Source organism: uncultured Lutibacter sp. (genome assembly GCF_947495725.1).
Taxonomy (GTDB): Bacteria; Bacteroidota; Bacteroidia; order Flavobacteriales; family Flavobacteriaceae; genus Lutibacter.
Window position 1 is genome coordinate 43,940 of the sequence record NZ_CANLZZ010000009.1, and the last position, 26,861, is coordinate 70,800.

23 protein-coding genes are annotated in these 26,861 nt (G+C 30.3%); 12 read left to right on the top strand and 11 right to left on the bottom strand.

Annotated elements, in window-relative coordinates:
- Positions 1-61: 61 nt before the first annotated feature.
- Genes gatB/aspS through Q0776_RS17205 form a run of 3 tightly spaced genes read right to left on the bottom strand, consistent with a single transcriptional unit; the run spans position 62 to position 5,059 of the window.
- Complete coding sequence (gene gatB/aspS, locus Q0776_RS17195; RefSeq protein WP_298371080.1) at positions 62-3,391, bottom strand: bifunctional amidotransferase subunit GatB/aspartate--tRNA ligase AspS; 3,330 nt, start codon at positions 3,389-3,391, stop codon at positions 62-64.
- Positions 3,391-4,788: an amidase gene (locus Q0776_RS17200; protein ID WP_298371083.1), complete on the bottom strand. Its 1,398-nt coding sequence runs from the start codon at positions 4,786-4,788 to the stop codon at positions 3,391-3,393. The genes gatB/aspS and Q0776_RS17200 overlap by 1 nt, the downstream gene beginning before the upstream one ends.
- Before the next feature lies 1 nt (position 4,789).
- On the bottom strand, positions 4,790-5,059 hold the full coding sequence (locus Q0776_RS17205) for a hypothetical protein (protein ID WP_298371085.1): 270 nt from the start codon (positions 5,057-5,059) through the stop codon (positions 4,790-4,792).
- Positions 5,060-5,312: 253 nt separating this feature from the next.
- Here Q0776_RS17205 and recQ point away from each other — a divergent pair, with 253 nt between their 5' ends.
- The 3 genes from recQ (at position 5,313) to Q0776_RS17220 (ending at position 8,902) form a co-directional block, all read left to right on the top strand.
- Positions 5,313-7,436: a DNA helicase RecQ gene (recQ, locus tag Q0776_RS17210; RefSeq protein WP_298371088.1), complete on the top strand. Its 2,124-nt coding sequence runs from the start codon at positions 5,313-5,315 to the stop codon at positions 7,434-7,436.
- 145 nt (positions 7,437-7,581) lie between these two features.
- Positions 7,582-8,202, top strand: a complete 621-nt coding sequence (locus Q0776_RS17215; RefSeq protein ID WP_298371091.1) for a short-chain dehydrogenase — start codon at positions 7,582-7,584, stop codon at positions 8,200-8,202.
- A 301-nt stretch (positions 8,203-8,503) separates the two neighbouring features.
- Positions 8,504-8,902 (top strand): hypothetical protein, encoded by a 399-nt coding sequence (locus Q0776_RS17220; RefSeq protein WP_298371093.1) that lies wholly within the window; start codon positions 8,504-8,506, stop codon positions 8,900-8,902.
- Between the two features lie 41 nt (positions 8,903-8,943).
- Here the strand turns inward: Q0776_RS17220 and Q0776_RS17225 are convergent, their stop codons facing one another.
- Positions 8,944-12,378 carry a methylmalonyl-CoA mutase family protein gene (locus Q0776_RS17225; protein ID WP_298371095.1) on the bottom strand — a complete coding sequence of 1,145 codons (3,435 nt, stop codon included), beginning with the start codon at positions 12,376-12,378 and terminating at the stop codon, positions 8,944-8,946.
- Between the two features lie 141 nt (positions 12,379-12,519).
- Between Q0776_RS17225 and purU the strand changes: the two genes are divergently transcribed.
- Positions 12,520-13,374, top strand: coding sequence for a formyltetrahydrofolate deformylase (gene purU, locus Q0776_RS17230; protein WP_298371097.1), 855 nt, complete (start codon positions 12,520-12,522; stop codon positions 13,372-13,374).
- Here the strand turns inward: purU and Q0776_RS17235 are convergent.
- Complete coding sequence (locus Q0776_RS17235) at positions 13,367-13,711, bottom strand: hypothetical protein (RefSeq protein ID WP_366139416.1); 345 nt, start codon at positions 13,709-13,711, stop codon at positions 13,367-13,369. The genes purU and Q0776_RS17235 overlap by 8 nt on opposite strands.
- Positions 13,712-13,890: 179 nt before the next feature.
- Here Q0776_RS17235 and Q0776_RS17240 point away from each other — a divergent pair, with 179 nt between their 5' ends.
- Positions 13,891-14,421: a DUF4136 domain-containing protein gene (locus tag Q0776_RS17240; RefSeq protein ID WP_298371099.1), complete on the top strand. Its 531-nt coding sequence runs from the start codon at positions 13,891-13,893 to the stop codon at positions 14,419-14,421.
- A 67-nt stretch (positions 14,422-14,488) separates the two neighbouring features.
- Here Q0776_RS17240 and Q0776_RS17245 read toward each other — a convergent pair whose 3' ends face one another.
- The gene (locus Q0776_RS17245; RefSeq protein WP_298371101.1) at positions 14,489-15,967 is read right to left on the bottom strand and encodes a catalase; all 1,479 of its coding nucleotides are present in this window, start codon (positions 15,965-15,967) and stop codon (positions 14,489-14,491) included.
- A 199-nt stretch (positions 15,968-16,166) separates the two neighbouring features.
- On the opposite strand from Q0776_RS17245, the gene Q0776_RS17250 reads away from it, so the two are divergent.
- Positions 16,167-16,313 (top strand): DUF5522 domain-containing protein, encoded by a 147-nt coding sequence (locus Q0776_RS17250; protein WP_298371103.1) that lies wholly within the window; start codon positions 16,167-16,169, stop codon positions 16,311-16,313.
- Between the two features lie 10 nt (positions 16,314-16,323).
- The gene (locus tag Q0776_RS17255) at positions 16,324-17,034 is read left to right on the top strand and encodes a DUF4197 domain-containing protein (RefSeq protein WP_298371184.1); all 711 of its coding nucleotides are present in this window, start codon (positions 16,324-16,326) and stop codon (positions 17,032-17,034) included.
- 58 nt (positions 17,035-17,092) lie between these two features.
- Here Q0776_RS17255 and Q0776_RS17260 read toward each other — a convergent pair whose 3' ends face one another.
- Positions 17,093-17,899, bottom strand: coding sequence for a helical backbone metal receptor (locus Q0776_RS17260; RefSeq protein WP_298371106.1), 807 nt, complete (start codon positions 17,897-17,899; stop codon positions 17,093-17,095).
- Positions 17,886-18,707 (bottom strand): orotidine-5'-phosphate decarboxylase, encoded by an 822-nt coding sequence (gene pyrF, locus Q0776_RS17265; protein ID WP_298371109.1) that lies wholly within the window; start codon positions 18,705-18,707, stop codon positions 17,886-17,888. The genes Q0776_RS17260 and pyrF overlap by 14 nt, the downstream gene beginning before the upstream one ends.
- A 75-nt stretch (positions 18,708-18,782) precedes the next feature.
- Between pyrF and Q0776_RS17270 the strand changes: the two genes are divergently transcribed.
- The 5 genes from Q0776_RS17270 to Q0776_RS17290 all read left to right on the top strand — a co-directional run bounded on the left by Q0776_RS17270 (position 18,783) and on the right by Q0776_RS17290 (position 23,008).
- Positions 18,783-19,859, top strand: a complete 1,077-nt coding sequence (locus Q0776_RS17270) for an ABC transporter permease (RefSeq protein WP_298371112.1) — start codon at positions 18,783-18,785, stop codon at positions 19,857-19,859.
- Between the two features lie 125 nt (positions 19,860-19,984).
- The gene (tpiA, locus tag Q0776_RS17275) at positions 19,985-20,743 is read left to right on the top strand and encodes a triose-phosphate isomerase (protein ID WP_298371114.1); all 759 of its coding nucleotides are present in this window, start codon (positions 19,985-19,987) and stop codon (positions 20,741-20,743) included.
- Between the two features lie 82 nt (positions 20,744-20,825).
- Positions 20,826-21,662, top strand: coding sequence for a 50S ribosomal protein L11 methyltransferase (prmA, locus tag Q0776_RS17280; RefSeq protein ID WP_298371115.1), 837 nt, complete (start codon positions 20,826-20,828; stop codon positions 21,660-21,662).
- The gene (locus tag Q0776_RS17285) at positions 21,662-22,702 is read left to right on the top strand and encodes a lactonase family protein (protein ID WP_298371118.1); all 1,041 of its coding nucleotides are present in this window, start codon (positions 21,662-21,664) and stop codon (positions 22,700-22,702) included. Before prmA ends, Q0776_RS17285 begins: the two co-directional genes overlap by 1 nt.
- Positions 22,703-22,732: 30 nt before the next feature.
- Entirely contained in the window at positions 22,733-23,008 is a 276-nt protein-coding gene (locus Q0776_RS17290) for an ATP-dependent Clp protease adaptor ClpS (RefSeq protein ID WP_298371119.1), read from the top strand.
- 154 nt (positions 23,009-23,162) lie between these two features.
- Here the strand turns inward: Q0776_RS17290 and Q0776_RS17295 are convergent, their stop codons facing one another.
- The 3 genes from Q0776_RS17295 to Q0776_RS17305 are packed head-to-tail and all read right to left on the bottom strand — an operon-like array spanning position 23,163 to position 26,695.
- On the bottom strand, positions 23,163-24,704 hold the full coding sequence (locus Q0776_RS17295; RefSeq protein WP_298371186.1) for an acyl-CoA carboxylase subunit beta: 1,542 nt from the start codon (positions 24,702-24,704) through the stop codon (positions 23,163-23,165).
- A 30-nt stretch (positions 24,705-24,734) separates the two neighbouring features.
- Positions 24,735-26,177: an acetyl-CoA carboxylase biotin carboxylase subunit gene (locus Q0776_RS17300; protein WP_298371122.1), complete on the bottom strand. Its 1,443-nt coding sequence runs from the start codon at positions 26,175-26,177 to the stop codon at positions 24,735-24,737.
- A gap of 32 nt (positions 26,178-26,209) precedes the next feature.
- Positions 26,210-26,695 carry an acetyl-CoA carboxylase biotin carboxyl carrier protein subunit gene (locus Q0776_RS17305; RefSeq protein WP_298371125.1) on the bottom strand — a complete coding sequence of 162 codons (486 nt, stop codon included), beginning with the start codon at positions 26,693-26,695 and terminating at the stop codon, positions 26,210-26,212.
- Positions 26,696-26,861: the final 166 nt, after the last annotated feature.

A 26,861-nucleotide genomic window follows, 5' to 3' on the forward strand; every position in this document is an offset into this window, starting at 1 on the left:
TAAAAATAAAAGTCCTATTTAGTATATAAATAGGACTTTTTATTTGAAATGAAAAAGTTAATTATCTAATAACTTTCACATTTTGTTCTTCAATCTTTTTATCTGATAATAGGGAAGGGGCTCCAAAAAGTAAATCTTCACTTGTTCCTGTTTTAGGAAATGCCATTACATCTCTAATAGAGTTCTTTTTCTCTAGTATCATCATTAACCGATCAACTCCCCAAGCAATTCCACCGTGTGGAGGCGCACCATATTGGAAAGCTTTGTACATAGTTCCAACACTTTTTATCATTTCTTCTTTATTGTAACCCATATTTCTATAAGTTGCTTCTAAAATTTCGGACTTATGTGCACGAACTGATCCTCCACCAATTTCAAATCCATTTAAAATTAAGTCGTATTGTTGAGCTATAATTGTTCCAATTTCATCTTCATTTCCGTTCATATGCTTTTCTAAATCGTAAATTGCTGGCATAGAAAACGGATTGTGTGTAAATGTCCATCTTCCTTCATCTGTTTTTTCAAACATTGGAAAATCTACAACCCAAGCAGGTCTTAATTCTTTAGGATTTATTAAGCGTAATAGTTTACCCATTTCTTGACGCACTGCATCTAAAGCTTTATTAGCTGTTGCATAATCGGCAGCAGAAAAGAATACAATATCACCAACTTGAGCATTGGTTGCAGCAATAATTTTTGCAGCAATTTCTTCGCCTAAAAACTTAATAATAGGCGATTGTAAATCGTTTTCATTTACAATAATATAAGCCAATCCACCAAGTCCATTAAATTGTGCAATAGCAGTTAAATTCTCGATCTGACCTTTAGTCATTCGCTTTCCACCTTGTTCTTTTGCAGAAACTCTAATACATTTAACAATTCCGCCATCTTCAATTGGTTTACTAAAAACTTGGAATGTTGTATCTTTTACAATATCAGTAATATCTTGCATTTGTAAACCGTAGCGTAAATCTGGTCTGTCACAACCATATTTATCCATTGCGTCTTTATAGGTAATTACCTCAAATGGACGTAAAATCCATTTTTTACCATATATTTTTTTAACTATTTCATTAAACATTTTAGTGTTTAAATCTATAATTTGCTGCATACTTGCATAGGCCATTTCAATATCTAATTGTGTAAATTCGGGCTGACGATCACCACGAGAATCTTCATCTCTAAAACAACGTGCAACTTGGAAATATTTTTCATAGCCACTAACCATTAACATTTGTTTAAATTGTTGAGGTGCTTGTGGTAAAGTGTAAAAACTTCCAGCTTGTTTACGAGTTGGAACTATAAATTCACGTGCCCCTTCATCTGTTCCGGCACTTAAAATAGGTGTTTCAATTTCTAAAAACTCTTCTTCATCTAAAATATCACGTAACAATTTTATAACCTTATGTCGGTTTACAATTGCTCTTTTTACATCATCGTTTCTATGATCTAAAAACTTGTATTGAAAACGAACATTTTCGTTTGTTTTTGTTGCCCTCTTAATTTCAAAAGGTAATGTTTTAGAAAGGTTTAAAATATCTAATTCAGAAGTTTCTAATTCAATTTTCCCTGTACGTAAACTCGGGTTAAAATCATCTTCATTTCTAACAACCACAATTCCTGTTACACTTATTACAGATTCTGGTTTAAGTTTTACTAATTCGTCTAAATTTGGAAATGATTCTCTGCTTAAACGAACTTGGAAAACCTCTTGACTTGAATCACGTAAATCAATAAAAATAAGTTCTCCGTGGTCACGCACACTAGCAACCCAACCAGCCAAAGTTACTTTTTCTGAAACCGTTGCATTTGATAAATCAGTGATTTTATGAGTTCTATAATTATCTTTAATAACAATAGGAATTTCTGGTAGCGCATCTTCCAATTCAACCTTTTCGGCCGAAACTTTTGCTTTTGGAAGTTCACCAAAAGTTTTTTTCTTTTCAGAAATTGCAGCAGCACCCAAAGTATCAATAATATTCTGACGAATAACTTTTCCTGAAGCACCTTTACCAATAATAGCTATTACTTTACCAACTAAAATACCTGCTTTTCCTTGGTTTCCAGCTTTAATTTCATCTGCTACAACTTTATTTTCTGAAATTACTTTAGAAATTACTTCATTAATCTTCTCTTCTGAAATAGTGTTTTCTTCAAAGTATTTATTGTAGTCAAACGTTCGGTCAACTAAATAAGCTGTTATTGCATTTTGAACAAGAACCGCAGTAATTTTCTCTGCTTTAAATAATTGGAAAATTTCTATTAAATGGTTTATGTTATTAATTTTGGCATAATCTTCAGCTTTGATATTATTTGCTAAAGTTTTAGCAACAAACGAAGGATCTTTTAACTCATTATTAATTGCAACAAAAGTTTGCGAACGCAATGAATCGGCTGTGAAAAACTTAGCATCTTGTGGTAGTACTCCACCACCAATTAAAATTGATTCCACAGCATAAGGAAGTACACTAGTATCAACTTTAATTTCTTCAATTTCTTTTTTTATGCTAACAAACGGTAAATCTGGTTCAGAAATAAAGCGGTAATCTGCTTCAAATTCTTTTTTACGCATTGTTTTAGTTTGCTTTAAATCTGCATCCCATAAAACGGTTGTTTGATCGGGTCTAAATTCTTTATGTTCAATGTAATAATTAAATTGTTTTTCAACTTCTTCTTTTAATGCATCAACCATAAACTTAAACGAGTTTAAGTTTTTAATTTCTGTTCGTGGATTTAAATCGTAGCTACGTTTTTTACGAATAGAAACAGAAACGTCCGATTTAAATTCTCCTTTTTCTAAGTTAGCCTCAGAAATTCCTAAGTTTTGTACAATTCGTTGAATGTACTGTGCATAGGTAGAAGCATCTTCAATATTGCGAATACAAGGATCTGTCACAATTTCAATAAGAGGAACACCAGCTTTATTAAAATCTACTAACGAAATATTTTTTTCGTGCACTAGTTTTGCAGCATCTTCCTCAATATGAACTTGTGTTAAATTTACAGTAAATTGTGAACCATCATTTCTAAAACACGAAACTTCACCATCTGGAATTACCGGATTGTGATACTGTGTAATTTGAATGTTTTTCGGGTTGTCTGGGTATTCGTAATGTTTTCTATCCCAAGATATTACTTCGTTTTTAAAGGTGGATTTTACAGCTTTTCCAAAATAAATAGCTTTAGAAATTGCTTCTTTATTTATAGATGGTAAAACTCCCATTTGCCCAGTACATACTGAACATATATTTTCGTTTGGTGTTTCAATTTCTTGATTTGGACAAGAACAAAACAACTTCGTTTTGGTATTTAATCGAACGTGTGTTTCAAGTCCGATTACCAATTCTAAATCGTGCGCTTTTATAGCGGCGGTTAATTGTTCCAATTCCATTATATTGTTTCTTTTAAGAAGTTAGCAAACTTCAATATTGTTTGTTCTTGATTTTTTGCAGCTGTAATTTGTAAACCAGTTTCCGTTCCTTGCGGTACAGTAAGTGTAGGTAATTGACCTAAACTAAAACCAACTGTATAAGCATCTGATAAATACATTGCTAAAGGATCTTTTAAACTATCACCAATTTTTGGAGGTGAATTTGGTGTAACGGGAGAAATGATTAAATCAACTTCTTCAAAATCCTTTTCAAAATTTTGTGAAATTTGATCTCTTAAAGCCAAACCTTTTAAATAAATTTCATCTGAAAATCCCTGAGATAAAACTTGATTTCCCCCAACTATTCGTCGTTTAGATTCTTCTGAAAAATTTTCGGAGCGAGTTATTGAATAAGTGTCTTTCAAATTTTCACCTTCAATTCTGTTTCCGTAATTGGTTCCATCTAATCGTGATAAGTTAGAAGCAGTTTCGGCCATTGCCAAAGTATAATACGTTGAAACTAAAGTATCAGATTTAAAGAAATCTAATTCTCTTACTTCTATTCCCGTTGCTTTTATTTTTTCAATAGCAGCTAAAAAGTCAGCTTTTATTTTTGGATCAATTGCGTCGTTATCAATAAAGTTTTTAAAGTAACCAACAGTTTTTACATTGTTAGTTTTAATAGCTTCTTCATTAATTTGAGAAGATGTGTGTGTGGTTTGATCTTTGCCATCTTTTCCACTCATTACATTAAGTACAATACGAATATCTTCAATAGTTTTTGCTAAAGGTCCCACACAGTCTGTAGAGGACGCATAAGCCATAATTCCATATCTAGAAATACGACCATAAGTTGGTTTTAAGCCATAAATTTTATTGTAACCAGCCGGCTGGCGAATAGAACCTCCAGTATCTCCACCAATTGAAAAAACAGTGTAATCTTTTGCTACATTTACTGCCGATCCACCACTTGATCCTCCAGCAACCAATTCCGGATTAATAGCATTTTTTACGGCGCCAAAAATAGTATTTTCACTTGAAGAACCGTGACCAAAACTATCACAGTTTTCTTTTACTAATGGAATTGCTCCTGCATCTAATAGTTTTTGAATGGCAGTTGCCGTGTAAGCCGATTTGTAATTTTTTAACAAGTCAGAACTAGCTGTAGTGTAAGTTCCTTGAACCATATATACATCTTTAATTCCAAAAGGAATTCCTTCCAACAAACCAATTTCTTCACCGTTTGCAATTTTAGCATCAACCTTTGTAGCTAAAGCCAAAGCAGTATCTTCTAATAATGAATTAACCGAGTTGTAGGTGTTCTTTTTTAGTAAATCTAATCTCTCTTGAACTAAGGTTGTACAAGATATTTCCTTGTTCACCAATTGCTGGTGAAGCTGTTTTATTTGCGAATCCATATTAGTCTTCTATCACTTTTGAAACTACTAAATACCCGTTTTTTTCTTTTGGAAAGTTTTCTTTAATAATTTGTTTTTCCAAAATTGGGCTCTCTATAACAACATCTTCTCTTAAATCATTTACTGAAACACAATTATAATTGACATTATTAGAAGAGTTATTATTATTTGGTTGTGCATTTTTAATTACCTCAAATAATTTGTTCACGGTCTCTGAGGGCTGTGCTCCTTTAATACTCGACAATATGTCGACTGTCATTATTTTACTCATGTTTTTTATTTTAGTTTTTTGTTCAAACTTTTAAGTTGGCAAAATTACGAAAGTTTTGTGAGGGGAACATCATTTTTTTGAAAGAACACAAGGGTAAAATAGCAGAAATCCATACTATTAGGTTAATATTTTAAGATATCTTAAATGTATATCCATATCATTAACGTATGTATAAATTAAGAAGCAATAATTGCTTTGAAATTCAATTTTTTCTAATTTGTTAATTAACGTACTTTTGTCGAAAATTAGTTAAATGCTATCAAAAGACCTACAAGAGAAATTACAACCTACATTAAAAACCTATTTTGGTTACGATACTTTTAGAGATGAGCAACAAAAAATTGTAGAATCGGTACTTCAAAAAAGGGATAATTTAGTTATTATGCCAACTGGTGGAGGTAAGTCCATTTGTTTTCAATTACCAGCATTGTTATTTGAAGGCTTAACACTTGTAATATCGCCATTAATAGCCCTAATGAAAGACCAAGTTGATGGTTTAAATGCGAATGGAATTTCAGCAGATTTTTACAATAGCAGTCAAGAAAGTTTTGAGCAAGAGGAAGTGTTTGAAAAAATATTTAGTAAAGAATTGAAGTTGTTATATGTTGCACCAGAGAGTTTGTCATTTCTTCAAAATATTTTAACAGAAGAGCATATTAGTTGTGTGGCTATAGATGAAGCGCACTGTATTTCTTCTTGGGGACACGATTTTCGTCCATCCTATCAGCAACTTGGTTTTTTAAAACAAACACTTCCAAATACGCCAATTATTGCATTAACTGCAACTGCAGATAAAGCTACAAGAGCAGATATTGTTGAGCAATTAAATATTCCTAAAGCAACACAGTTTATTTCTTCTTTTGATAGAAAAAATATAGAATTAGAAGTTCGTATTGCAAATGATCGAATTTCTCAAATAATTAAATTTATTAGAAAGCAACCAAATGAGTCGGGTATTATTTATTGCTTAAGTAGAAAAGGAACGGAACAAACTGCGGCAAAATTAAAACAAAATGGAATTAATGCGGCGCCTTACCACGCAGGATTAAATTTTGCAGAACGTTCTAAAACACAAGAAGATTTTATTTATGATAAAACAAAAGTAGTTTGCGCTACTATTGCTTTTGGAATGGGGATTGACAAATCCAATGTACGATGGGTTATTCATTTTAATATGCCTAAAAACATTGAAGGTTATTACCAGGAAATTGGGCGTTGTGGAAGAGATGGATTAAAAGCAAATGCCTTATTATTTCATAGTTATTCCGATGTAATTCAGTTGAAAAAATTTATGAGTGGAGCTTCAAATGAAGAGGTTCAGGCTGCAAAATTGGAAAGAATGAAGCAGTTTTCTGAAGCAACTACTTGTAGAAGAAAAATTTTATTGAGTTATTTTGGTGAATTATTAGCTAAAAATTGTGGTAATTGTGATGTATGTAAAAACCCTCCACAATTTTTTAATGGTACTATTATAGCTCAAAAAGCACTTTCGGTAATTACACGGTTAAAGGAAAGCGAAGCTATTGGTATGGTAATTGATGTATTAAGAGGTGCACATAATGCATCAGTTTTAGAAAAAGGATACGACAAGTTGAAATCCCACGGAGTTGGAAGTGATATTTCTTGGAGAGATTGGCAGCAATATTTAATTCAACTAACAAATCAAGGTTATTGTGAAATTGCGTTTCATAAAAATAACGCACTGCAATTAACTAGTTTTTCTAAAAAAGTATTATTTGAAAATGAGCAAGTTAATTTAACAAAACCAGTTGAGTATAAAGAACCAAGTGTTTCTGAAAAATCAATAAAAGTTGCAAAAACACCAAAAGCTAAGAAAGATTCATTATTTGAACGATTGAGGAAATTACGACAAGAAATTGCTTTAGCAGAGAATATTCCGGCATATTTGGTTTTTAGTGATGCTTCGCTTAAGGAAATGGAAAGAGCAAGGCCAATGAGTGAATCGGATTTTTTAGAAATAAGTGGAGTAGGGCGCCGAAAATTAGAGGTTTATGGAGAAGATTTTATAGCGGAAATTATAGCTTTTTCAAACGAGAAAAGAAAAACAAAAAAAAAGAAAGATACACACAAAATTACATACGATTTATATAAAGAAGGTTTAACAATTGATGAAATTGCTGATAAGCGTAGTTTAAAATCGACAACTATCTTTTCACATTTGGCTTTGCTGTATACCGAGGGAAAGGATATTGAAATTTATGATTTTGTAACAAAGGAAGAAGTTGAGAAAATAAGACAAACAAAAGATGAGCTAGAAAGTCCTCAAGCTTTAAAGCCATATTACGAGCATTTGAACGCAGAAATTGAATATTTTAAAATTAGACTTGCATTAACTATTATTGATAGGGAAACGTAATTCAATTTAAATTGTTAAAAATTGCTTTCAGATTTGATAATTAACATTTTATTTTCACTTTTTTAAGTAAAACTAACTATTTTTGTACGCTTAAAAAAATGAGAAGAAATTTTATTAAGCTATTGAAACAGAGAGGAGATTATTAATGAAAAATAAAACTAAAACACAAAAAAAATCAAAAATTGAGTTGCTTCATCAGTATTATTCCTATACTGGTTTTTACGCGTTTATTGGTAAAAGTTTAAAAAAGGCATTATGGCCTGTGGTAATTGTTATAATTGCGCTATTATTATTTAATAATTATGTTTATAATGTTAATGAAGGACTAAAACATTTTACCGATACATTTACTGATATTCAAGTGTTTACAGTTTTCTTTTTGTCTGAATCTTTTTTAGGGTTAATTCCTCCTGAAATTTTTATTGCTTGGTCTAAAAAAACATCTGAACCTATTTTTAATTTGGTGCTTTTAGCCTTTATTTCTTATGTTGGTGGTGTCATTTCTTTCTTTATAGGAAAAGCAATTTTAACAATAGAAAAAGTTAAAAATTACTTTGAAACTAAAATGTCAAAACATTTAAAAAACACCAAAAAATGGGGTGGTTTTTTAATTGTTGTAGGGGCCTTATTACCTGTTCCTTTTTCCATAACTTGTTTAGCGGCAGGTATGATTAAGTACCCAATTAAAGGAGTGTTGCTTTTTGGTTTATTGCGTTTTGCTAGATTTGCTATCTATGCCGCTGCCATTTTTCAGGTAGTTAGTTAAAAATTTAAGAATTAGAAGTTAAGCGGTAGCTTTTTACAATAGGATTGTTTTTTTATTTTTATAATACGCTCATCAATAGTGAATTAAGTGGTTTTTACGTGTTTTGCAATTTGGGTGTTGGATTGTAGGGTGTTTTTTTAACGCGTATTCAAAATTTTCCAATCAATATTGTCTATTTTCATATTTAAAAGCATATACGTGTATAATTATTAAAATTTAAAGTTTATTAAGTTTGTAAGTTTAAAATTTAAATCTAATTTTAACAAGGTCGAAGTAAATTTGTTTTAACTATTGTAAAGAAATGTTGAATAATTCAAATAACAGTTTAAGTGGTTCAAAAATTTATCAAAAGTCAATTGATATTTTTCGTCTTACACGAAATGTAGCGGCTTATGTAACTAATGATAAAGATTTGTATTCTATGTATACATCAAGTAAAGAGTGTGATAAGTATGCAAATAACTTGGTAATGGATTCATTGGGGTTAGTACCTAAAATTGCAGAAACTGAAATTCAAATGAACCCAATAGTTAAGCTAAAGTATGCAAAGTCACTTCAATTTTTAATTGATAGGTTGTATTTTAATTGTATTAAGCTGGAACGTACAAAAATTCAGGGTAAAGATTTTGTGAAAATGTTAAGAAAAGAGTTAATACAATTACGCAGAATACATAAAAGCTATGTGAATTCTATTTTATAAAACTCTAAGTAAAATTAGTTTATTTATCTTTTATACTATTGTTACATATTCCTTCTATATTCACCACCAACCTCAAACAACGCATCCGTAATTTGACCAATTGAACATACTTTACAAACCTCCATTAATTGTTCGAATATATTTTCATTTTTAATAGCTTTTTGCTTAAGTAGTTTTAATTGCTCTTTTGTTTTTACAGTGTTTTTAGAGTGAATATTTTTAACTGCATTAATTTGTAGTTGTTTTTCTTCTTCCGTTGCTCTAATAACTTCTTGCGGTAAAATAGTTGGAGAACCTTTACTGCTTAAAAATGTATTAACACCAATAATTGGAAATTTTCCATTATGTTTTAAGGTTTCGTAATACAGGCTTTCTTCTTGAATTTTACTACGTTGATACATAGTTTCCATTGCGCCTAAAACTCCACCGCGTTCTGTTATTCTGTCAAATTCAATATAAATAGCTTCTTCAACTAAATCGGTAAGTTCTTCAATAATAAACGCACCTTGAATTGGATTTTCATTTTTAGTTAGTCCTAATTCTTTATTTATAATTAGTTGAATAGCCATTGCACGTCTCACACTTTCTTCGGTTGGAGTTGTAATTGCTTCATCGTACGCATTTGTGTGCAAACTATTGCAATTATCGTAAATTGCATACAACGCTTGAAGTGTTGTCCTAATATCATTAAAGTCAATTTCCTGTGCATGTAAACTGCGTCCAGAAGTTTGAATATGATATTTTAACATTTGAGCACGTTCATTTGCTCCATATTTTTCCTTCATTGCTTTTGCCCAAATTTTTCTTGCAACTCTTCCAATAACAGCATATTCTGGATCAATTCCGTTTGAGAAAAAGAACGATAAGTTTGGGCCGAATTTATTAATGTCCATTCCTCTTGAAATATAATACTCTACATAAGTAAATCCATTAGCTAAAGTAAAAGCTAATTGTGAAATTGGATTAGCACCAGCTTCTGCAATATGATATCCAGAAATGGAAACCGAATAAAAATTTCTAATATTATTTTGAATGAAATATTCCTGAACATCACCCATTAAGCGAAGTGCGAATTCAGTAGAAAAAATACAAGTATTTTGAGCCTGATCTTCTTTTAAAATATCTGCTTGTACAGTTCCTCTAACTTTAGAAATAGTTTCAGCTTTAATTTTTTGATAGATTTCTGAAGGTAAAACTTCATCTCCAGTAACTCCTAATAAAAACAAGCCTAAACCATTATTTCCTTCAGGTAATTCACCATGATATTTTGGGCGCTCAACATCTTTTGCTTTATAAATTGATGTGATTTTTTCTTCAATTTTATTATTTAACCCATTTTCTGAAATGTGTTTTTCACATTCTTGGTCAATAGCAGCATTCATAAAATATCCTAATAACATTGGAGCTGGACCATTAATAGTCATTGAAACGGATGTTGTAGGGTTGGTTAATTCAAAACCAGAATACAATTTTTTAGCATCGTCTAAACAACAAATAGAAACTCCTGCATTACCAATTTTACCATAAATATCTGGACGTATATTTGGATCTTGACCGTATAAAGTAACCGAATCAAAAGCAGTAGATAAACGTTTGGCGGGCATACCTAAACTGACATAATGGAATCTTCGGTTTGTACGTTCTGGTCCTCCTTCGCCGGCAAACATACGTGTTGGATCTTCACCTTGGCGTTTAAAAGGGTAAATACCTGATGTAAATGGAAATTCTCCAGGGACATTTTCTTGTAAAATCCATTTTAAAACATCTCCCCAGCCTTCGTATTTTGGTAAAGAAACTTTTGGTATTTGTGTATGAGATAGCGATTTGCTATGAGTTTTTATATTAATCTCTTTATCACGTACTTTAAACGTATAGATTTCATTTTTATAGCGTTGTTTTTTCTCTTCCCAGTTTAAAATTAACTGCCAGTTGTAAGGATTTAAATCCATTTTTAGTTTAGCAAACTCTTTAAACAATAATGAAACTAATTGTTTTGAATCATTTTCAGAAATTTTATTTAAAATAGAATCTTCATCTAAACCATTTTCAATTAATTCAACCTTATTTTTAACTACAGTTTCTATAGTTTTAAAGATTCCGTATAACTTTTGAGCTATTTCTTTTTGCTTTTCTGCAATTTGATTATAAAGTCTATTGTTTTCTGTTATTTCAGATAAATAGCGTGTGCGATTTGGAGGAATTACAAACTGTTTTTTAGGTGTTTCATCTAGATAGTTAAACGAAGAATTAAATTGTATTCCTGTTTTATTCGAAATATTTTCAATTATAACTTTGTACAATTCATTTGTTCCGGGATCATTAAATTGCGAGGCAATGGTTCCGTAAACAGGCATATCTTCAATAGATGAATCCCATAAATTATGATTACGTTGGTATTGCTTTTTTACATCACGCAACGCATCTAATGCTCCTCGTTTATCAAATTTATTCAATGCAATAACATCGGCAAAATCTAGCATGTCAATTTTTTCCAATTGGGTAGCTGCACCATATTCAGGAGTCATTACATACATTGAAACATCAGAATGATCTAGAATTTCGGTATCACTTTGCCCAATTCCAGAAGTTTCCAAAATAATTAAATCAAATTCAGCAACTTTTAAAATATCAAGAGCATTACTAACATGTTTTGAGAGTGCTAAATTAGATTGACGTGTTGCTAAAGAACGCATATAAACTCTATTATTTTTTATAGAATTCATTCTAATTCTATCACCTAATAATGCGCCGCCAGTTTTTCTTTTTGAAGGATCTACAGAAATAATCCCAAGAGTTTTGTTGGGGAAATCAAGTAAAAAACGCCTTACAATTTCATCAATTGTAGAAGATTTTCCCGAACCTCCAGTTCCTGTAATACCTAAAACAGGAATTGTTGATGTTGAAGCTAGTTTGGTAACTTTTGAAATAAAATCGGCATGTTTTACTGAATAGTTTTCAGCACCGGAAATGGCTTGGGCAATTAGTGTGGCGTTTTTGTTTTTTAAGTTGGTAGCATCGAAATTTATATGTTCACCAGTTGGGAAATCGCAGCCTTTAACCATGTCATTAATCATTCCTTGAAGGCCTAGTTTTCTTCCATCGTCTGGCGAATATATTCGTGTAATTCCATAGGTCATTAATTCCTCAGTCTCTTCAGGAAGAATTACACCACCTCCGCCACCAAATATTTTAATTTGTGAAGCGCCTTTTTCCTTCAATAAATCGTACATATATTTAAAATACTCCATATGGCCGCCTTGATAGGAAGTTATAGCAATTGCATTAGCGTCTTCTTCAATTGCACAGTTTACTACTTCTTCAACGCTTCTATCATGACCCAAATGAATTACTTCAACTCCGGTTGCCTGAATTATTCGTCGCATAATGTTTATGGCAGCATCGTGGCCGTCAAATAAAGCTGCAGCAGTAACAATTCTTATTTTATTTTTGGCTTTGTATGGTGTTATTTTATTCATTCTATAATATTAGTCAGTTTTTGAGTTGTAAATTATAAATATATTAAAAATACATGATATTTATTAGTAATTAGATAACAATTGTAAAAGTGTTAAATCTCATTCAAAATTTAGTATTTTTGAAACTTAATTCAATCGAAAATGAAACGAATAACAATTCTGATTAATTGTAAAGATAGTAAAGGAATTATTGCCTCTGTTACAAATTTTATTCATCAACAAAGTGGTAATATTGTATATATAGATCAACATGTGGACAGGGTAGATAATATGTTTTTTATGCGCCTAGAATGTGAATTTTCAAAAGGCGTTTTTTCATTGCCAGTTTTTAAAAATGTTTTTAATGAAGTTATTGGAAAGAAATTTGATATGACTTGGAGGTTACATGATTCAGATTCAAAACCAAAAATGGCAATTTTTGTTTCAAAATATGAGCATTGTTTATACGATATTTTAAGTAGGTATATTTCAAATGAGTTAGAGGTTGAAATTCCTTTAATTATAAGTAATCATCCAGATTTAGAGCATATTGCAAAGTCGTTTAACATACCTTATTTTTGTGTAAAAGTGACTAAAGAAACAAAACAGCAGGCTGAAGAAGAGCAGTTAAGGTTGTTAAAAGAGTATAAAGTTGATTTTATTGTTTTGGCACGTTATATGCAAATTATATCTTCAAAGTTAATTGCTGAATATACAGATCATATAATCAATATCCACCATTCGTTTTTACCAGCATTCCCTGGAGCTAAACCTTATCATTCAGCGTATAAACGAGGAGTTAAAATTATTGGAGCAACCAGTCATTATGTTACAGAAGATTTAGATGAAGGACCAATTATAGAGCAAGATATTACCCGAGTTTCGCATACTCACACCATTAAAGATTTTATTTTAAAAGGTAGAGATTTAGAGAAAATTGTATTGTCTAGGGCTTTAAAATTACATACAAAAAGAAAGGTTATGGTTTACAATAATAAAACGGTTGTTTTTACTTAAAATAATTTAAAAAGCTAAATTTTTTTCTATATAGTAGGTAGTTTAAATTACTTTCGTTTTTGTAGGCTTCTTTTTCAAAACTTATGTTTTTGTAAGCTTTGTTATGGTTTTTATATCTAAAAACACCAATAGCATATTCTGTAAAATAGAGAATAAAAAAGAAAATCCAAAATAGCTCTTTTTGTTGTTGTAAATGAATGTTTTCATGATTTAACAAATAGGCATCTTCTATTTGGGCTTTATTTTTAATGAAAATAAAAGGGTAAATTGTCAATCCAACATAGTTTTTAGGAACCAAATATTTAGAAATTATAACCATGGTATTCTTATATTTCAATAATTGAGCCAATTAATTTTGCTTACAATTTTGTATAAAGATAAAAACAATTGGGGAATTATTATAGAGTTAATTTGGTATGATTATTGATGTTTTATTATTGTAGAAATTATTGAAAAACATAATTATATTTGTTAATCTTTAATAAAAGGTTGATTTAATTTTTAAAATATTTCGAAATGAAAGCAATTAAATTACTATCGTTAGTTTTACTTTTCTTAGTAGCATCTTGTAGTTCTGTTAGGGTTACATCTGATTATGATACAAGTACCGATTTTTCAAAATATAAAACTTTCGCTTTTTATAAAAAAGGAATAGATAAAGCAGAAATTTCTGATTTAGATAAGCGTAGAATTTTAAGAGCCGTTGAAAATGAATTGCTGTCTAAAGGATTTACAAAATCTGAAACACCAGATTTATTAGTAAATATATTTACTAAATCTAGACAAAAAGTTGATATTTATAACAACAATCAGTTTTATATGGGATGGCATCCTTGGTATTATGGTCCAAACTTTGGTATGCAAATATCCAAATATACAGAAGGAACTTTGTTTGTTGATTTAATTGATGCTAATAAAAAAGAATTAGCTTGGCAAGGAATAGGTAGTGGAGGATTAACAACATCGGGGAATGTTGAGAAAAAAGAGGAAAGAATAAAAGAATTTGTTGGAGAAATAATGTCTAAATATCCTCCTGAAATAAAATAAAAGTATTGTAAAAAAAAACGTTCTGACATTTCAGAACGTTTTTTTATTTTAAATTAATTTAAAATTTTTATTTAAGAAAAGAAGGGTCAATTTCTACTCCTAATCCTTTAGCAATTCCCATTCCTAACTGAGAGTCAGCTCTAAACCAATGACAAAGTTGTCGGTTAATAATTTCATCTTTTTTAATACCGGAAATTCCACTCATAGCGCCTACAATATTGTTAATAGTATTTGCTTTGGCTTCAGGAGTCATAATTTTAAATAAATTTCCTGGTTGTGTAAAATGATCATCATCGTTTTCATTTCTGTCGAAATAGCCAGCAACATTGCTTTCTAGTTCGTAAGGTATCCCTTTGTATTTATCATCTTCTACAAGAGTATCAAAACTATTAGGACGGTAATTAGGTGTATTTCCTCCATTTCCATCAAAACGCATAGTTCCATCTCTATGATAGTTATTTACGGCATATGGGCATTTATTTACAGGTAAAGAATCATAATTAACACCAATTCTATATCTATGTGCATCTGGGTAGGCTAAAATTCTTCCTTGTAACATTTTATCAGGTGAAAAGCCAATTCCATCGACTAAATTTGCCGGTGCAAAAGCAGATTGCTCAACATGTGCAAAGTAATTATCTGGATTTTCATTTAATTCAATTACTCCAACATCGATTAAAGGAAAATCTGCATGAGGCCAAACTTTTGTTAAATCAAACGGATTCCATTTGAAAGTTTTTGCCTGATCATTAGTCATTACTTGAATTTTTAATGCGTATTTTGGAAAATGACCATTGTCAATTGCATTTACCAAGTCTCTTTGAGAAAAATCAGGATCTTTTGATTTTAGTTCAGCAGCCTCCGCATCTGTAAAAGTTTTAATTCCTTGCATTGTTTTATAATGAAACTTCACATAAACACGTTCGTTTTTGTCATTAACAAGAGAGAATGTATGGCTACCATAACCATTCATAAATCGATAACCAACGGGAGTTCCTCTATCGGACATTAAAATTAAAACCTGATGTAAACTTTCTGGATTTAAAGACCAGTAATCCCACATCATTGTAGGCGATTTACAATTAGTATAAGGATCTCTTTTTTGAGTGTGAATAAAATCTGGGAATTTTTTTGGGTCCTTAATAAAGAAAACTGGAGTGTTGTTTCCAACTAAATCCCAGTTTCCATCTTCAGTATAAAACTTTACGGCAAAACCTCTTGGGTCACGTTCAGTATCTGCGGATCCTTTTTCACCTCCAACAGTTGAAAATCGAACAAATACTTTAGTTTCTTTACCAATTTTTGAAAATAGTTTTGCGCGTGTATATTTTGAAATATCATGTGTTACAGTAAAAGTACCATATGCTCCCGATCCTTTTGCATGCACAATTCGTTCTGGAATACGTTCTCTATTAAAATGAGCAAGTTTTTCGTGTAAAAAGTAATCTTGCAATAAAAGAGGACCTCTAGCTCCAACACTTTGAGAATCTTCATAATGTTTAACCGGAGCTCCTGCGGCAGTGGTAACGTTTTTTTTCTTGTTCATAATGAGTTGGTTTTAAGATAATTTCTTATTTAAAAATATAAGAAAATTAAAAGTGATTACATTTTTTTTTGAAATAATACAGTTTTACTATAAATAGTATTGATTCAACATTAAATTTAAATTATTTTGATTTAATCTTTGTAACTTTTAATTCATTATTATTGTAAAATCTAAGAATAATAAAAATTATTTATAAAAATTGGAATTAGAAGATTACTACCTATCGGACGAGGGTTACAAAGTTTTTACTGAAAAATATCATTTAAAACGCGGATATTGTTGTAAAAATGGATGTCGACACTGTCCGTATAATTATGATAAAAAAAGAGATACATTTAATAAATAAGATAATTATGATAAAAAAAATATTATTAGTTTTTACAATAGTTCAATTAACAGCTTGTTCGGAATTACAGCAGGTAATTAATCAATTACCAACAAATGGAGGGGTAATTACAAATGATCAAATTGGAAATGGTTTAAAAGAAGCCTTAAATAATGGTATAACAAAACAAGTTACAAAATTGGCGGTTGAAGATGGATTTTATAAAAATGAATTAACCCGTATTTTACTTCCAGAAGAATTACAAAAGGTTGATAATACCCTTAGAAATATTGGGTTAACCAAGTTGGCCGATGAAGGTTTAAAAGTACTTAATAGAGCAGCAGAAGATGCAGTTAGTGAGGCAATACCAATTTTTGTGGATGCTATTAAGGGAATGTCTTTTAATGATGCAAAAAATATTTTATTAGGAGATAAAAATGCTGCTACTAATTATTTAAAAACTACAACAACTGAGGCGTTAACTCAAAAATTTAATCCAATTATTCAAAGTTCTTTTCAAAAAGTAGGAGCTGATAAAATTTGGAGTGAATTAATTACAAAATATAACAGTGTTCCTTTAGTTAAAAAAGTAAACCCCGATTTAACAGATTATGTTACCGGAGAAGCCTTAAAAGGTGTATTTACAATGGTTGAGATTGAAGAAAAAGAAATTAGAGAAAAAGTAGCAAGTAGAACTTCAGATCTATTAAAAAAGGTTTTTGCTTTACAGGATAATAAATAGCTCATAAAAAAAGCCTTTCAAATAATTATTTGAAAGGCTTTTTTTAGTTATAAAACAATTAAAAGTGACTTTCTAATTTTTCATGTAATTTTTTAAAATAATCAAAAGCTAAAAGAAGTCTAGATCCAGGCCAGCTAAACATTTCTCCATCGCCAAAAACAGTAATGGCTCTGTTGGTAAAACTACCCAGTTCCATAGCGTGTTTATCTTCAAATTTATATGGTTCAGAAGAAAGAATAATAACTTCTGGGTCTCCTTCCCATCTCAGTTTTTGAATATTTATTTTAGGATAACGACTCATATGGTCATATATGTTTTCAAACTTATTTAGTTGTAACATTTCATTTATAAATGTGTCATTTCCCGCTACCATCCAAGGATTTGCCCAAATAAAATAAGCTACTTTTCTAGCTGGTTTGTCTTTTATAAAATTTTTAAAATCGTTTAATTTATATTCAATCTTATGAGCTAAATTATCACTTTCGGTTCTTCTGTTTAGAATTGAACCTAAATGTAAAATTAAATCGATTGCATTGTTTATGGTATTGATATCAGAAAAATAAGTAGGAGCTATTTTTTCTAACTCAGGTAACATATCATATGCATTTTCTTCTTTATTGCATAGAATAAAATCGGGATTTAGCTCTTTTATTTTTTCGTAGTCAACTTTTTTTGTTCCTCCAACTATTGTTTTAGTCGATTTTAAATGGAAAGGATGAACACAAAATTGTGTAATTCCAACCAATTCATTTTCTAAGGCTAAATCGTATAATAATTCTGTTTGTGATGGTACTAAAGAAACTATTCTTTTAGGTGTAGATTTTAACGTAATTTCCCTTCCTATTTGATCTTTAATTATTTTCATTTAAAATAGCTTCCATTTCTTGTTGTAACTTTAGTGCTTCTTTTTTTGCGGTTTTTGCGAAATTCTCATCGTTACCAGCATATATAATTCCTCTTGAAGAATTAATTAGTAAACCACAATCTTTGTTTAACCCGTATTTGCAAACATCTTGTAAATTTCCTCCTTGTGCGCCAACACCAGGAACTAATAAAAAGTGATGAGGTACAATTTGTCTAATCTCTTCAAAATATTCAGCTTTTGTTGCTCCAACTACAAACATTAAGTTTTCTGAATTTTTCCAAGTAATGGCAGTTTCTAAAACTTCCTTGTAAATTTCTTGTTTATCAGTTTTTAAACCTTGAAAATCTAAACCTCCTTTGTTAGAAGTTAATGCCAATAAAATAGTTGTTTTATTTTCAAAAGCTAAAAATGGCTCTACGGAGTCGCTTCCCATATAAGGTGCAACGGTAACAGAATCGAAATTTAAATCTTCAAAAAAAGCTTTTGCATACATTGTTGAGGTATTTCCAATGTCGCCACGCTTAGCATCGGCAATTGTAAAAACTTCAGGATAATTTGCATTTATATAATTAATTGTTTTTTCTAAAGCTTGCCAACCTTTAATACCGTAAGCTTCGTAAAAAGCAGTGTTAGGTTTATAAGCTACAGCCAAATGATGTGTTGCATCAATAATTTGCTTGTTAAATTCGAAAATAGGATCTTCTTTGGTTAATAAATGTGTAGGAATTTTGGTTAAATCTACATCTAAGCCAATACATAAAAATGATTTTTTTTTCTGAATTTGTAATATAAGTTCTTGTTTATTCATAGTGTTAAATAAAGAATTACGCAAAAGTAGTAATTTTAATAGTTTAAGTTATATTTGTTCAACAAATAATCTACATTGTTTAGCTATATTATAAATAAAATATTTTACGGAATTTTAACACTATTTGGAGTGGTAACTGTTATTTTCTTTTTGTTTAACATTTTACCTGGAGATCCAGCAAGAATGATGTTAGATCAGAGAGAAGATAGCGAACAACTTGAAAATATTAGAAAAAAGTATGGATTTGACCAGCCAGTTTCCATACAATACTTATACTATCTAAATGATTTATCTCCAATTTCAATTCATAGTAATAAAGTTGAAAACTACACTTTTTTAGATAGTGATAAGTATACTTTTACAAAGTTAGTTTCAACAAGGGATAAGACAGTTGTTGTTAAATTGCCTTATTTACGAAAATCGTTTCAAAAAAATGATAAAAATGTTTCAGAGGTAATAAATGAAACATTGCCAAATACGGCAATTTTAGCGGTTTCTGCAATAACAATAGCAATAATAATTGGTATCTTTTTTGGAATACTCTCAGCGCTTTATAAAGATTCATTTTTTGATAGAATTATATCAGTAATTAGCACATTAGGAATGAGTGTTCCTTCGTTTTTCTCTGCTATTTTATTTGCCTGGCTTTTTGGTTTTGTATTGCATAAATACACTAATTTAAATATGACAGGTAGTTTGTATGAAGTCGATGATTTTGGAGATCACATTTATATTCAATGGAAAAATTTATTATTGCCATCAATAGTATTAGGTATTCGGCCATTGGCGGTTGTAATTCAATTAATGAGAAATTCATTATTAGAAGTATTAAACCAAGATTATATTAGAACTGCAAAAGCAAAAGGACTTTCAACATTTAAAATTATAAAAACACATGCTTTAAAAAACTCTTTAAATCCGGTAGTAACTGCAATTTCAGGATGGTTTGCATCTTTGCTAGCGGGAGCCGTTTTTGTGGAATACATTTTTAATTGGAATGGATTAGGTAAAGAAATAGTAAACGCTTTAAATACACTTGATTTACCAATTATAATGGGAAGTGTTTTGGTAATAGCAACAATGTTTATTTTAATAAATATTTTTGTGGATATAATTTATGGGTTATTAGATCCAAAAATTAGAATAAAGTAGCTATTTAATGTTTACTTTTAATCGAAAACGATTGCGCAATCCACACTTGCTTAACACTAGTTTTTAGGCTTTTAATTGTAAATTTGTGGGATTAATAAGAATAATAATATCAAATATATAATATCATGAGAAAACAGATAGTAGCAGGGAACTGGAAAATGAACAAAAACGTTCAAGAATCTGTACAGTTAGCTGACGAAATTGTAAGCAATGTAAAAGATTTAACATTAGAAAATACAAGAGTAATTATTACTCCAACATTTGTAAATATTAGTGAGGTTGTAAAAGTTGCGGAAGGATCAAATGTAGAGGTTGCTGCCCAAAATATGCATCAAGCTAAAAGTGGAGCTTACACTGGTGAGATTTCTGCTGAAATGTTAACTTCCTTAGGTTTAAAAACTGTTATTTTAGGACACTCTGAAAGAAGAGAATACTTTGGTGAAACAGATGCTATTTTAGCAGAAAAAGTAGACGCTGCTTTAGCTAACGGATTAGAAGTTATTTTCTGTTTTGGAGAAGTTTTAGAAGATAGAAAAGCTGATAAACATTTTGATGTTGTTGAAAGCCAAATTAAAAATGGTTTATTCCATTTACCAGCCGATGCTTGGAAAAATATTGTTTTAGCATACGAGCCAGTTTGGGCAATTGGTACTGGTGAAACTGCTTCTCCAGAACAAGCGCAAGAAATGCACGCATTTATTAGAAAAATTGTTGCAGCTAAATATAATACTGAAGTTGCTGAAAATGTGTCAGTTTTATACGGAGGTAGTGTAAATCCAGGAAACGCTAAAGAAATTTTTTCTAAAGAAGATGTTGATGGTGGTTTAATTGGTGGAGCAGCTTTAAATGCCGATAACTTTTTGGCTTTAATAAAGTCTTTCTAAAAAAATAGAATTATAAAATTAAATACGGTTTTCTTTGATATTGAAAGGAAACCGTATTTTTGTATGCAGAAAATAAAAAAACATGGATTTAAAATATATTGGATATACATTTAAGGTAGCGCCAAAAGAACCAGGAACTGAGATATTAATAGCACAGTTGGGTTTTGCTAACTTTGAAAGTTTTGTAGAAAATGAAGATGGAGTAACGGCATATATTCAAGAAGGAGATTGGAATGCTGAAATATTAAATGATATTCAGATACTAAGTTCGGATGAATTTGAGATTTCTTACAAACAAGAAGTTATTGAACAAACAAATTGGAATAGCGAATGGGAAAAGAATTTTAATCAAATTCAAGTTGATGATTTGGTAAGTATAAGAGCGCCATTTCACGAGAATCCAAATTTAAAATACGATATTGTTATTGAGCCAAAAATGAGTTTTGGAACAGGTCATCACGAAACTACTCATATGATGGTTCAACACTTGTTGGATATGGATTTAACAGATAAGAAAACATTAGATATGGGTTGTGGAACTGGAATTTTGGCAATTTTTGCGGAAATGAAAGGAGCAAAACCTATAGACGCTATTGATATTGATAATTGGTGTTACCAAAATTCAATAGAAAATGTAGAACGTAATAATTGTAAAAATATTAATGTTTTTGAAGGTGATGCTTCTCTTTTATTAAATAAAAAATACGATGTAATTATTGCAAATATCAATAGAAATATTTTAATAAATGATATGGAAGCTTACATGAATTGTTTAAATGAAAATGGCACAATTTTGTTTAGTGGCTTTTATCAAGATGATATTCCAATTATAGATGCTGAAGTATCTAAATACGGTTTAAAAATTGATAAAATTATTGAACGTAATAATTGGGTAGCTTTAAAATATATATTTGAATAATGATTTTATTTGGTGGTTCTTATACGCAAGAAGTTGGACCTGGATTAGAAGGAACAGGTAAGGGTATTTATTGTTTTAATTTTAATCAAAAAACAGGTGAGTTGCAATTTCTGCATGTTTTTTTAAACAGAAATACAAGTTATATAGCCATTTCAAAATGTAAGAAGTACTTATATAGTTTTCAAGAAGTTTCAAAGGATAAAAAGCCTGTTGTGCTTTCGTTTGAAATTCAAGAAAATTTCTCATTAAAATTATTGAATCAACAATCAGTAGCTGGAGGTTTACCTTGTCATTTAAGTTTAATTAATGATACTACTTTGGGAGTAGCTTGTTATCAAACAGGTAATGTGCACTTATACGCTATTGAAAAAAATGGACTATTAAAACCTTGCCACCAAACTATTACAAATATTGGGTCAAGTTTAAACAAAGAAAGACAAGAATGTGCACATGCACATATGGTTATAGAAAATAATGGTCAAGTATTTGTTCCTGATTTGGGTATTGATAAAATTGTTGTTTTTAATTCTTTAGAAAATTCTTTGATTGAAGAATATAAAATTAACGTTTCATTAGGTGAAGGCCCTAGACATATAGTATTTCATAAGTCAGGAAAGGTGGCATTTGTAATAAATGAATTAACAGGTAATGTTTTAATTTTGAATAAGATTAATTCAAAGTATGAAGTAGTAAAAACCATAAATTCAATACCTAATTTTTTTAAGGAAACTTCTTCTGCAGCAGCAATAAAATTAAGTTTAGATGGTAAATTTTTGTATGTTTCAAATAGAGGATGCAATACTATTGCAATTTTTAAGTTTGATATAAAAACCAACAAGCTAGAGTTAATTAGCCAACAATTAACGTTTGGAGATACACCACGAGATTTTACAATTTCACCTGATGGAAATTGGTTAATTGCTGCAAATCAAGACACTAACAATTTAGTTGTTTTTGAAAGAAATAATAAAACAGGACTACTTAAAAAAGTAAATGAACTTAAAAATATAAATTCTGTTGTTTGTTTAAAATGGATGTAATTTCATTTTTTTTTATAAATTAGTAAAATTATGAGTACAAAAAAGAAAATACAAGAAGATGTTGATACATTGGAAAAAGAAACAATTTTAAATGAAATTGTTTTATTTAATGATGATGTGAATACCTTTGACCATGTTATTGATTCATTAATTGAAATTTGTGATCATACACTTGAACAGGCTGAACAATGTGCAATTTTAGTTCATTATAAAGGTAAATGTACTGTTAAAACAGGTGAATATAACGATTTAAAACCGCGCTGTATTCAATTACTTACAAAAGGATTATCTGCTGAAATAATATAAGAAAAGTCAGTATTTGCATACTGACTTTTCCAAAAGAGTTAATTAATTAACCAAAAGAACATTATTAAATTAAAAAATGAAGTTTTAACTCTTTAAAAATTTGACGATATTTATTGTTAAAACTTACAGGTTAACACAAGTTTAACACTATTTTTTAAAGTGGAATATTTCCATGTTTTCTTTTAGGTGTATTTATTTCTTTTCCTTCAAGCATTTGAAAAGCTTTAATTAATTTTCGACGAGTATTTTTAGGATATATTACTTCATCAATAAAGCCACGTCTTGCGGCTCTGTATGGGTCGGCAAATTTAAAGGCATACTCAGCTTCTTTTTCTTTTAATTTTTCTTCTGGATTTTCAGAAGCGGCAATTTCTTTTCTAAAAATAATTTCAGCTGCACCTTTTGCTCCCATAACTGCAATTTCGGCTGTTGGCCAAGCAAAATTCATGTCTGCACCAATATGTTTAGAGTTCATTACATCATATGCTCCTCCATAAGCTTTTCTAGTAATTACGGTTATTTTTGGAACCGTTGCTTCACTTAAGGCATATAGTAATTTTGCACCATTTTTAATAATCCCATTCCATTCCTGATCAGTTCCAGGTAAAAAACCAGGAACATCAACTAAAACTAGTAAAGGAATATTAAAACAATCACAAAAGCGGGTAAATCGAGCTGCTTTTATTGAAGAATTTGTATCCAAACAACCAGCTAATTGCATTGGTTGGTTAGCTACTATTCCTATACTTCTTCCCGCCAAACGTGCAAAACCAACAATAATGTTTTCAGCAAAGTCTTTTTGAATTTCAAAAAAAGATTCTTCGTCAATTAAACCCTTAATAACATCATGCATATCATAAGGTTTATGAGTATCTTCAGGAATTAGGCCAATTAAATGTTCTCTTAATTCTTCACCCACTTCATAAGGTATTTTTTTAGTAGTTTTTCTATTATTTTGAGGAATATAACTTAATAACTTTTTAATGTCATCTAAACATTGAATATCATTTGCAGAAGTTAAATGTGCAACACCAGATTTTGTAGAATGTGTACTAGCACCTCCTAATTCTTCTGAAGTTACCTCTTCATTTGTTACAGTTTTAACCACGTTTGGTCCAGTAACAAACATATAACTAGTATCTTCTACCATTATGGTGAAATCTGTCATTGCGGGTGAATAAACAGCTCCACCAGCGCAAGGTCCCATTATTGCAGAAATTTGTGGAATTACGCCAGAAGCTTGCACATTTCTGTGAAATATTTCGGCATAGCCACCTAAGGATCTAACACCTTCTTGAATTCTTGCTCCACCAGAGTCATTTAATCCTATGCAAGGCGCACCTACTTTAACAGCAGCATCCATAATTTTACAAATTTTTTCGGCATGAGTTTCAGATAATGCACCTCCAAAAACCGTAAAATCTTGTGCGAAAACATAAACCAATCTGTTATCAATTGTTCCATAACCAGTAACAACACCATCCCCAAAAAAAAGTTGGTCTTCCATTCCAAAATCTGTAGTTCTATGAGTTACTAAAACGCCCATTTCTTCGAACGAACCTTCATCTAATAAATATGCTATTCGTTCTCGAGCTGTTAATTTCTTTTTTGCATGTTGTTTCTCAATTCTTTTTTCACCACCACCTAAATGAGCTAGAGCAACTCTTTTGTCTAATTTTTCAATTTTGGTCTCCATATGCTTATCCATAATAATTTATTTAGTTAGTTAAACTCCAGGTACTTTTAAAATTTTTTGTTCTTCAAGATGGATTTTTAAGGCAATTAAAGCAGCTAATTCTGCTACTTCTTCCAATTCTTTTTGAAGCTTTTCTGGAGTGTAGTAGTTTTTCACAAAATGAGTATCAAAATTACCCGATCTAAACGCTTCGTGTTTACAAACAAATTTACCAAATGGTAAAGTAGTCATAGCTCCTACAATTTTGTAATTTTCAATGGCTTCAATCATTAATTGAATGGCTTCATCCCTAGTTTTACCATAAGTTATTAATTTTGAAAGCATAGGGTCATAGTAAATAGGAATTTCCATTCCTTCTTCAAATCCATCGTCTACTCTTATTCCGGTTCCTACAGGAATTTTATAAGTTGTTAATTTTCCAACGCTTGGTAAAAAATTATTAAGAGGGTCTTCCGCATAGACCCGTAATTCCAATGCGTGTCCGTTAATTTTTAAATCTTCTTGTTTTAAGGTTATTTTTTCATTTCTGGCAATATTAATTTGTTGCTCAACCAAATCAACACCAGTTATAAATTCAGTTACAGGATGTTCAACTTGTAATCGGGTATTCATTTCGAGAAAGTAAAAATTTAAATTTTCATCAAGTAAAAACTCAACCGTACCGGCTCCAAGATAATCGCAAGATTTTGCAACTTTTATTGCCGCCTGTCCCATTTCATCTCTTAATTTAGGAGTTAAAATAGAGGAAGGGGCTTCTTCTAAAACCTTTTGATGTCTTCTTTGCACACTACATTCTCTTTCAAAAAAGTGTAAAATATTTCCAAAGTTGTCGGCAAGTATTTGAATTTCTATATGTCTAGGAGATGTAATATATTTCTCTAAAAATACCGAACCGTCACCAAAAGCTGAATTTGCTTCTGAAACGGCTCTTTTCATTTGTTCTTCAACATCTTTTGCCTTTTCCACAATACGCATTCCTTTTCCGCCTCCACCGGCTGCAGCTTTAATTAGAATTGGAAACCCTATTTGATGAGCTATTTCAACAGCTTCTTTGGGGTCTACTATAGCTCTGTCTACACCAGGGACCATAGGTATATTATAATTTTTAACAGCATCTTTTGCGGCTAATTTATCTCCCATCATTTGAATTGATTTAGATTTCGGTCCAATAAAAATGATGTTATTTTGTTCACATAATTCTGCGAAATTTGCATTTTCACTTAAAAATCCATATCCAGGATGAATGGCATCAACCTCTAATTCTTTAGCTATTTTAATTATTTTATCTCCTCTTAAATATGATTTATTTGAAGGTGCTTCTCCAACACAAACAGATTCGCTTGCAAATTTAACATGGGGCGCATTTCGGTCAGCTTGTGAATAAATGGCAACTGTTTTTATTCCCATTTTTTTTGCGGTTTTCATAACTCTAATGGCTATTTCACCACGGTTTGCTACTAAAATTTTTTTCATAATAACTAGTTTTTGATACTTGGTAAAGTCAATTAATCCATCTCAATCATTAATTCACCTTTTTCTACAGTTTCATTGTTTTTAATATTAACCGATTTAATAATACCATCTTTAGGTGCTAAAATTGAGTTTTCCATTTTCATGGCTTCCAATATTAGCAAGGTGTCACCTTCTTTAACCAAATCTCCTTCTTTAGCAGAAACATTTAAAATCATCCCTGGCATTGGGGCTTTAATTTGATTTATTTTTTTAGAAGATCCACTAGATAAACCTAGTTGTTTAATTAATTGATCTAATTGATTAGAAATATTAACATTATAAATATGTTCATTTATGGTAATCACATACTTTCTTTTGTAAAATTGAGATTTATTTAAATGGATGTTAAAAGATTTGTTGTTGTGAATAATGTGAAGCTTTTTTTTGGATAGCTTAATTAAATCTAATTTATCGGCATCGGAAGTTTTTAAATTGAATTCAAAAGACTCATCGACATTAATTTTGAAACTTTTTTCCATAATTATGAAATTAACAGATATTCAATAGCTTAGGTTTTGTTAAAGTTCGTTAATTTTTGTAGGATAAAAAATAGTTTTGACTGATATTTTTACAAATAATATGTTTTGAATAAGGATTTGTAATGTTAAAATATGATTAAAGTAATTTATTGCACTTATTTTTATG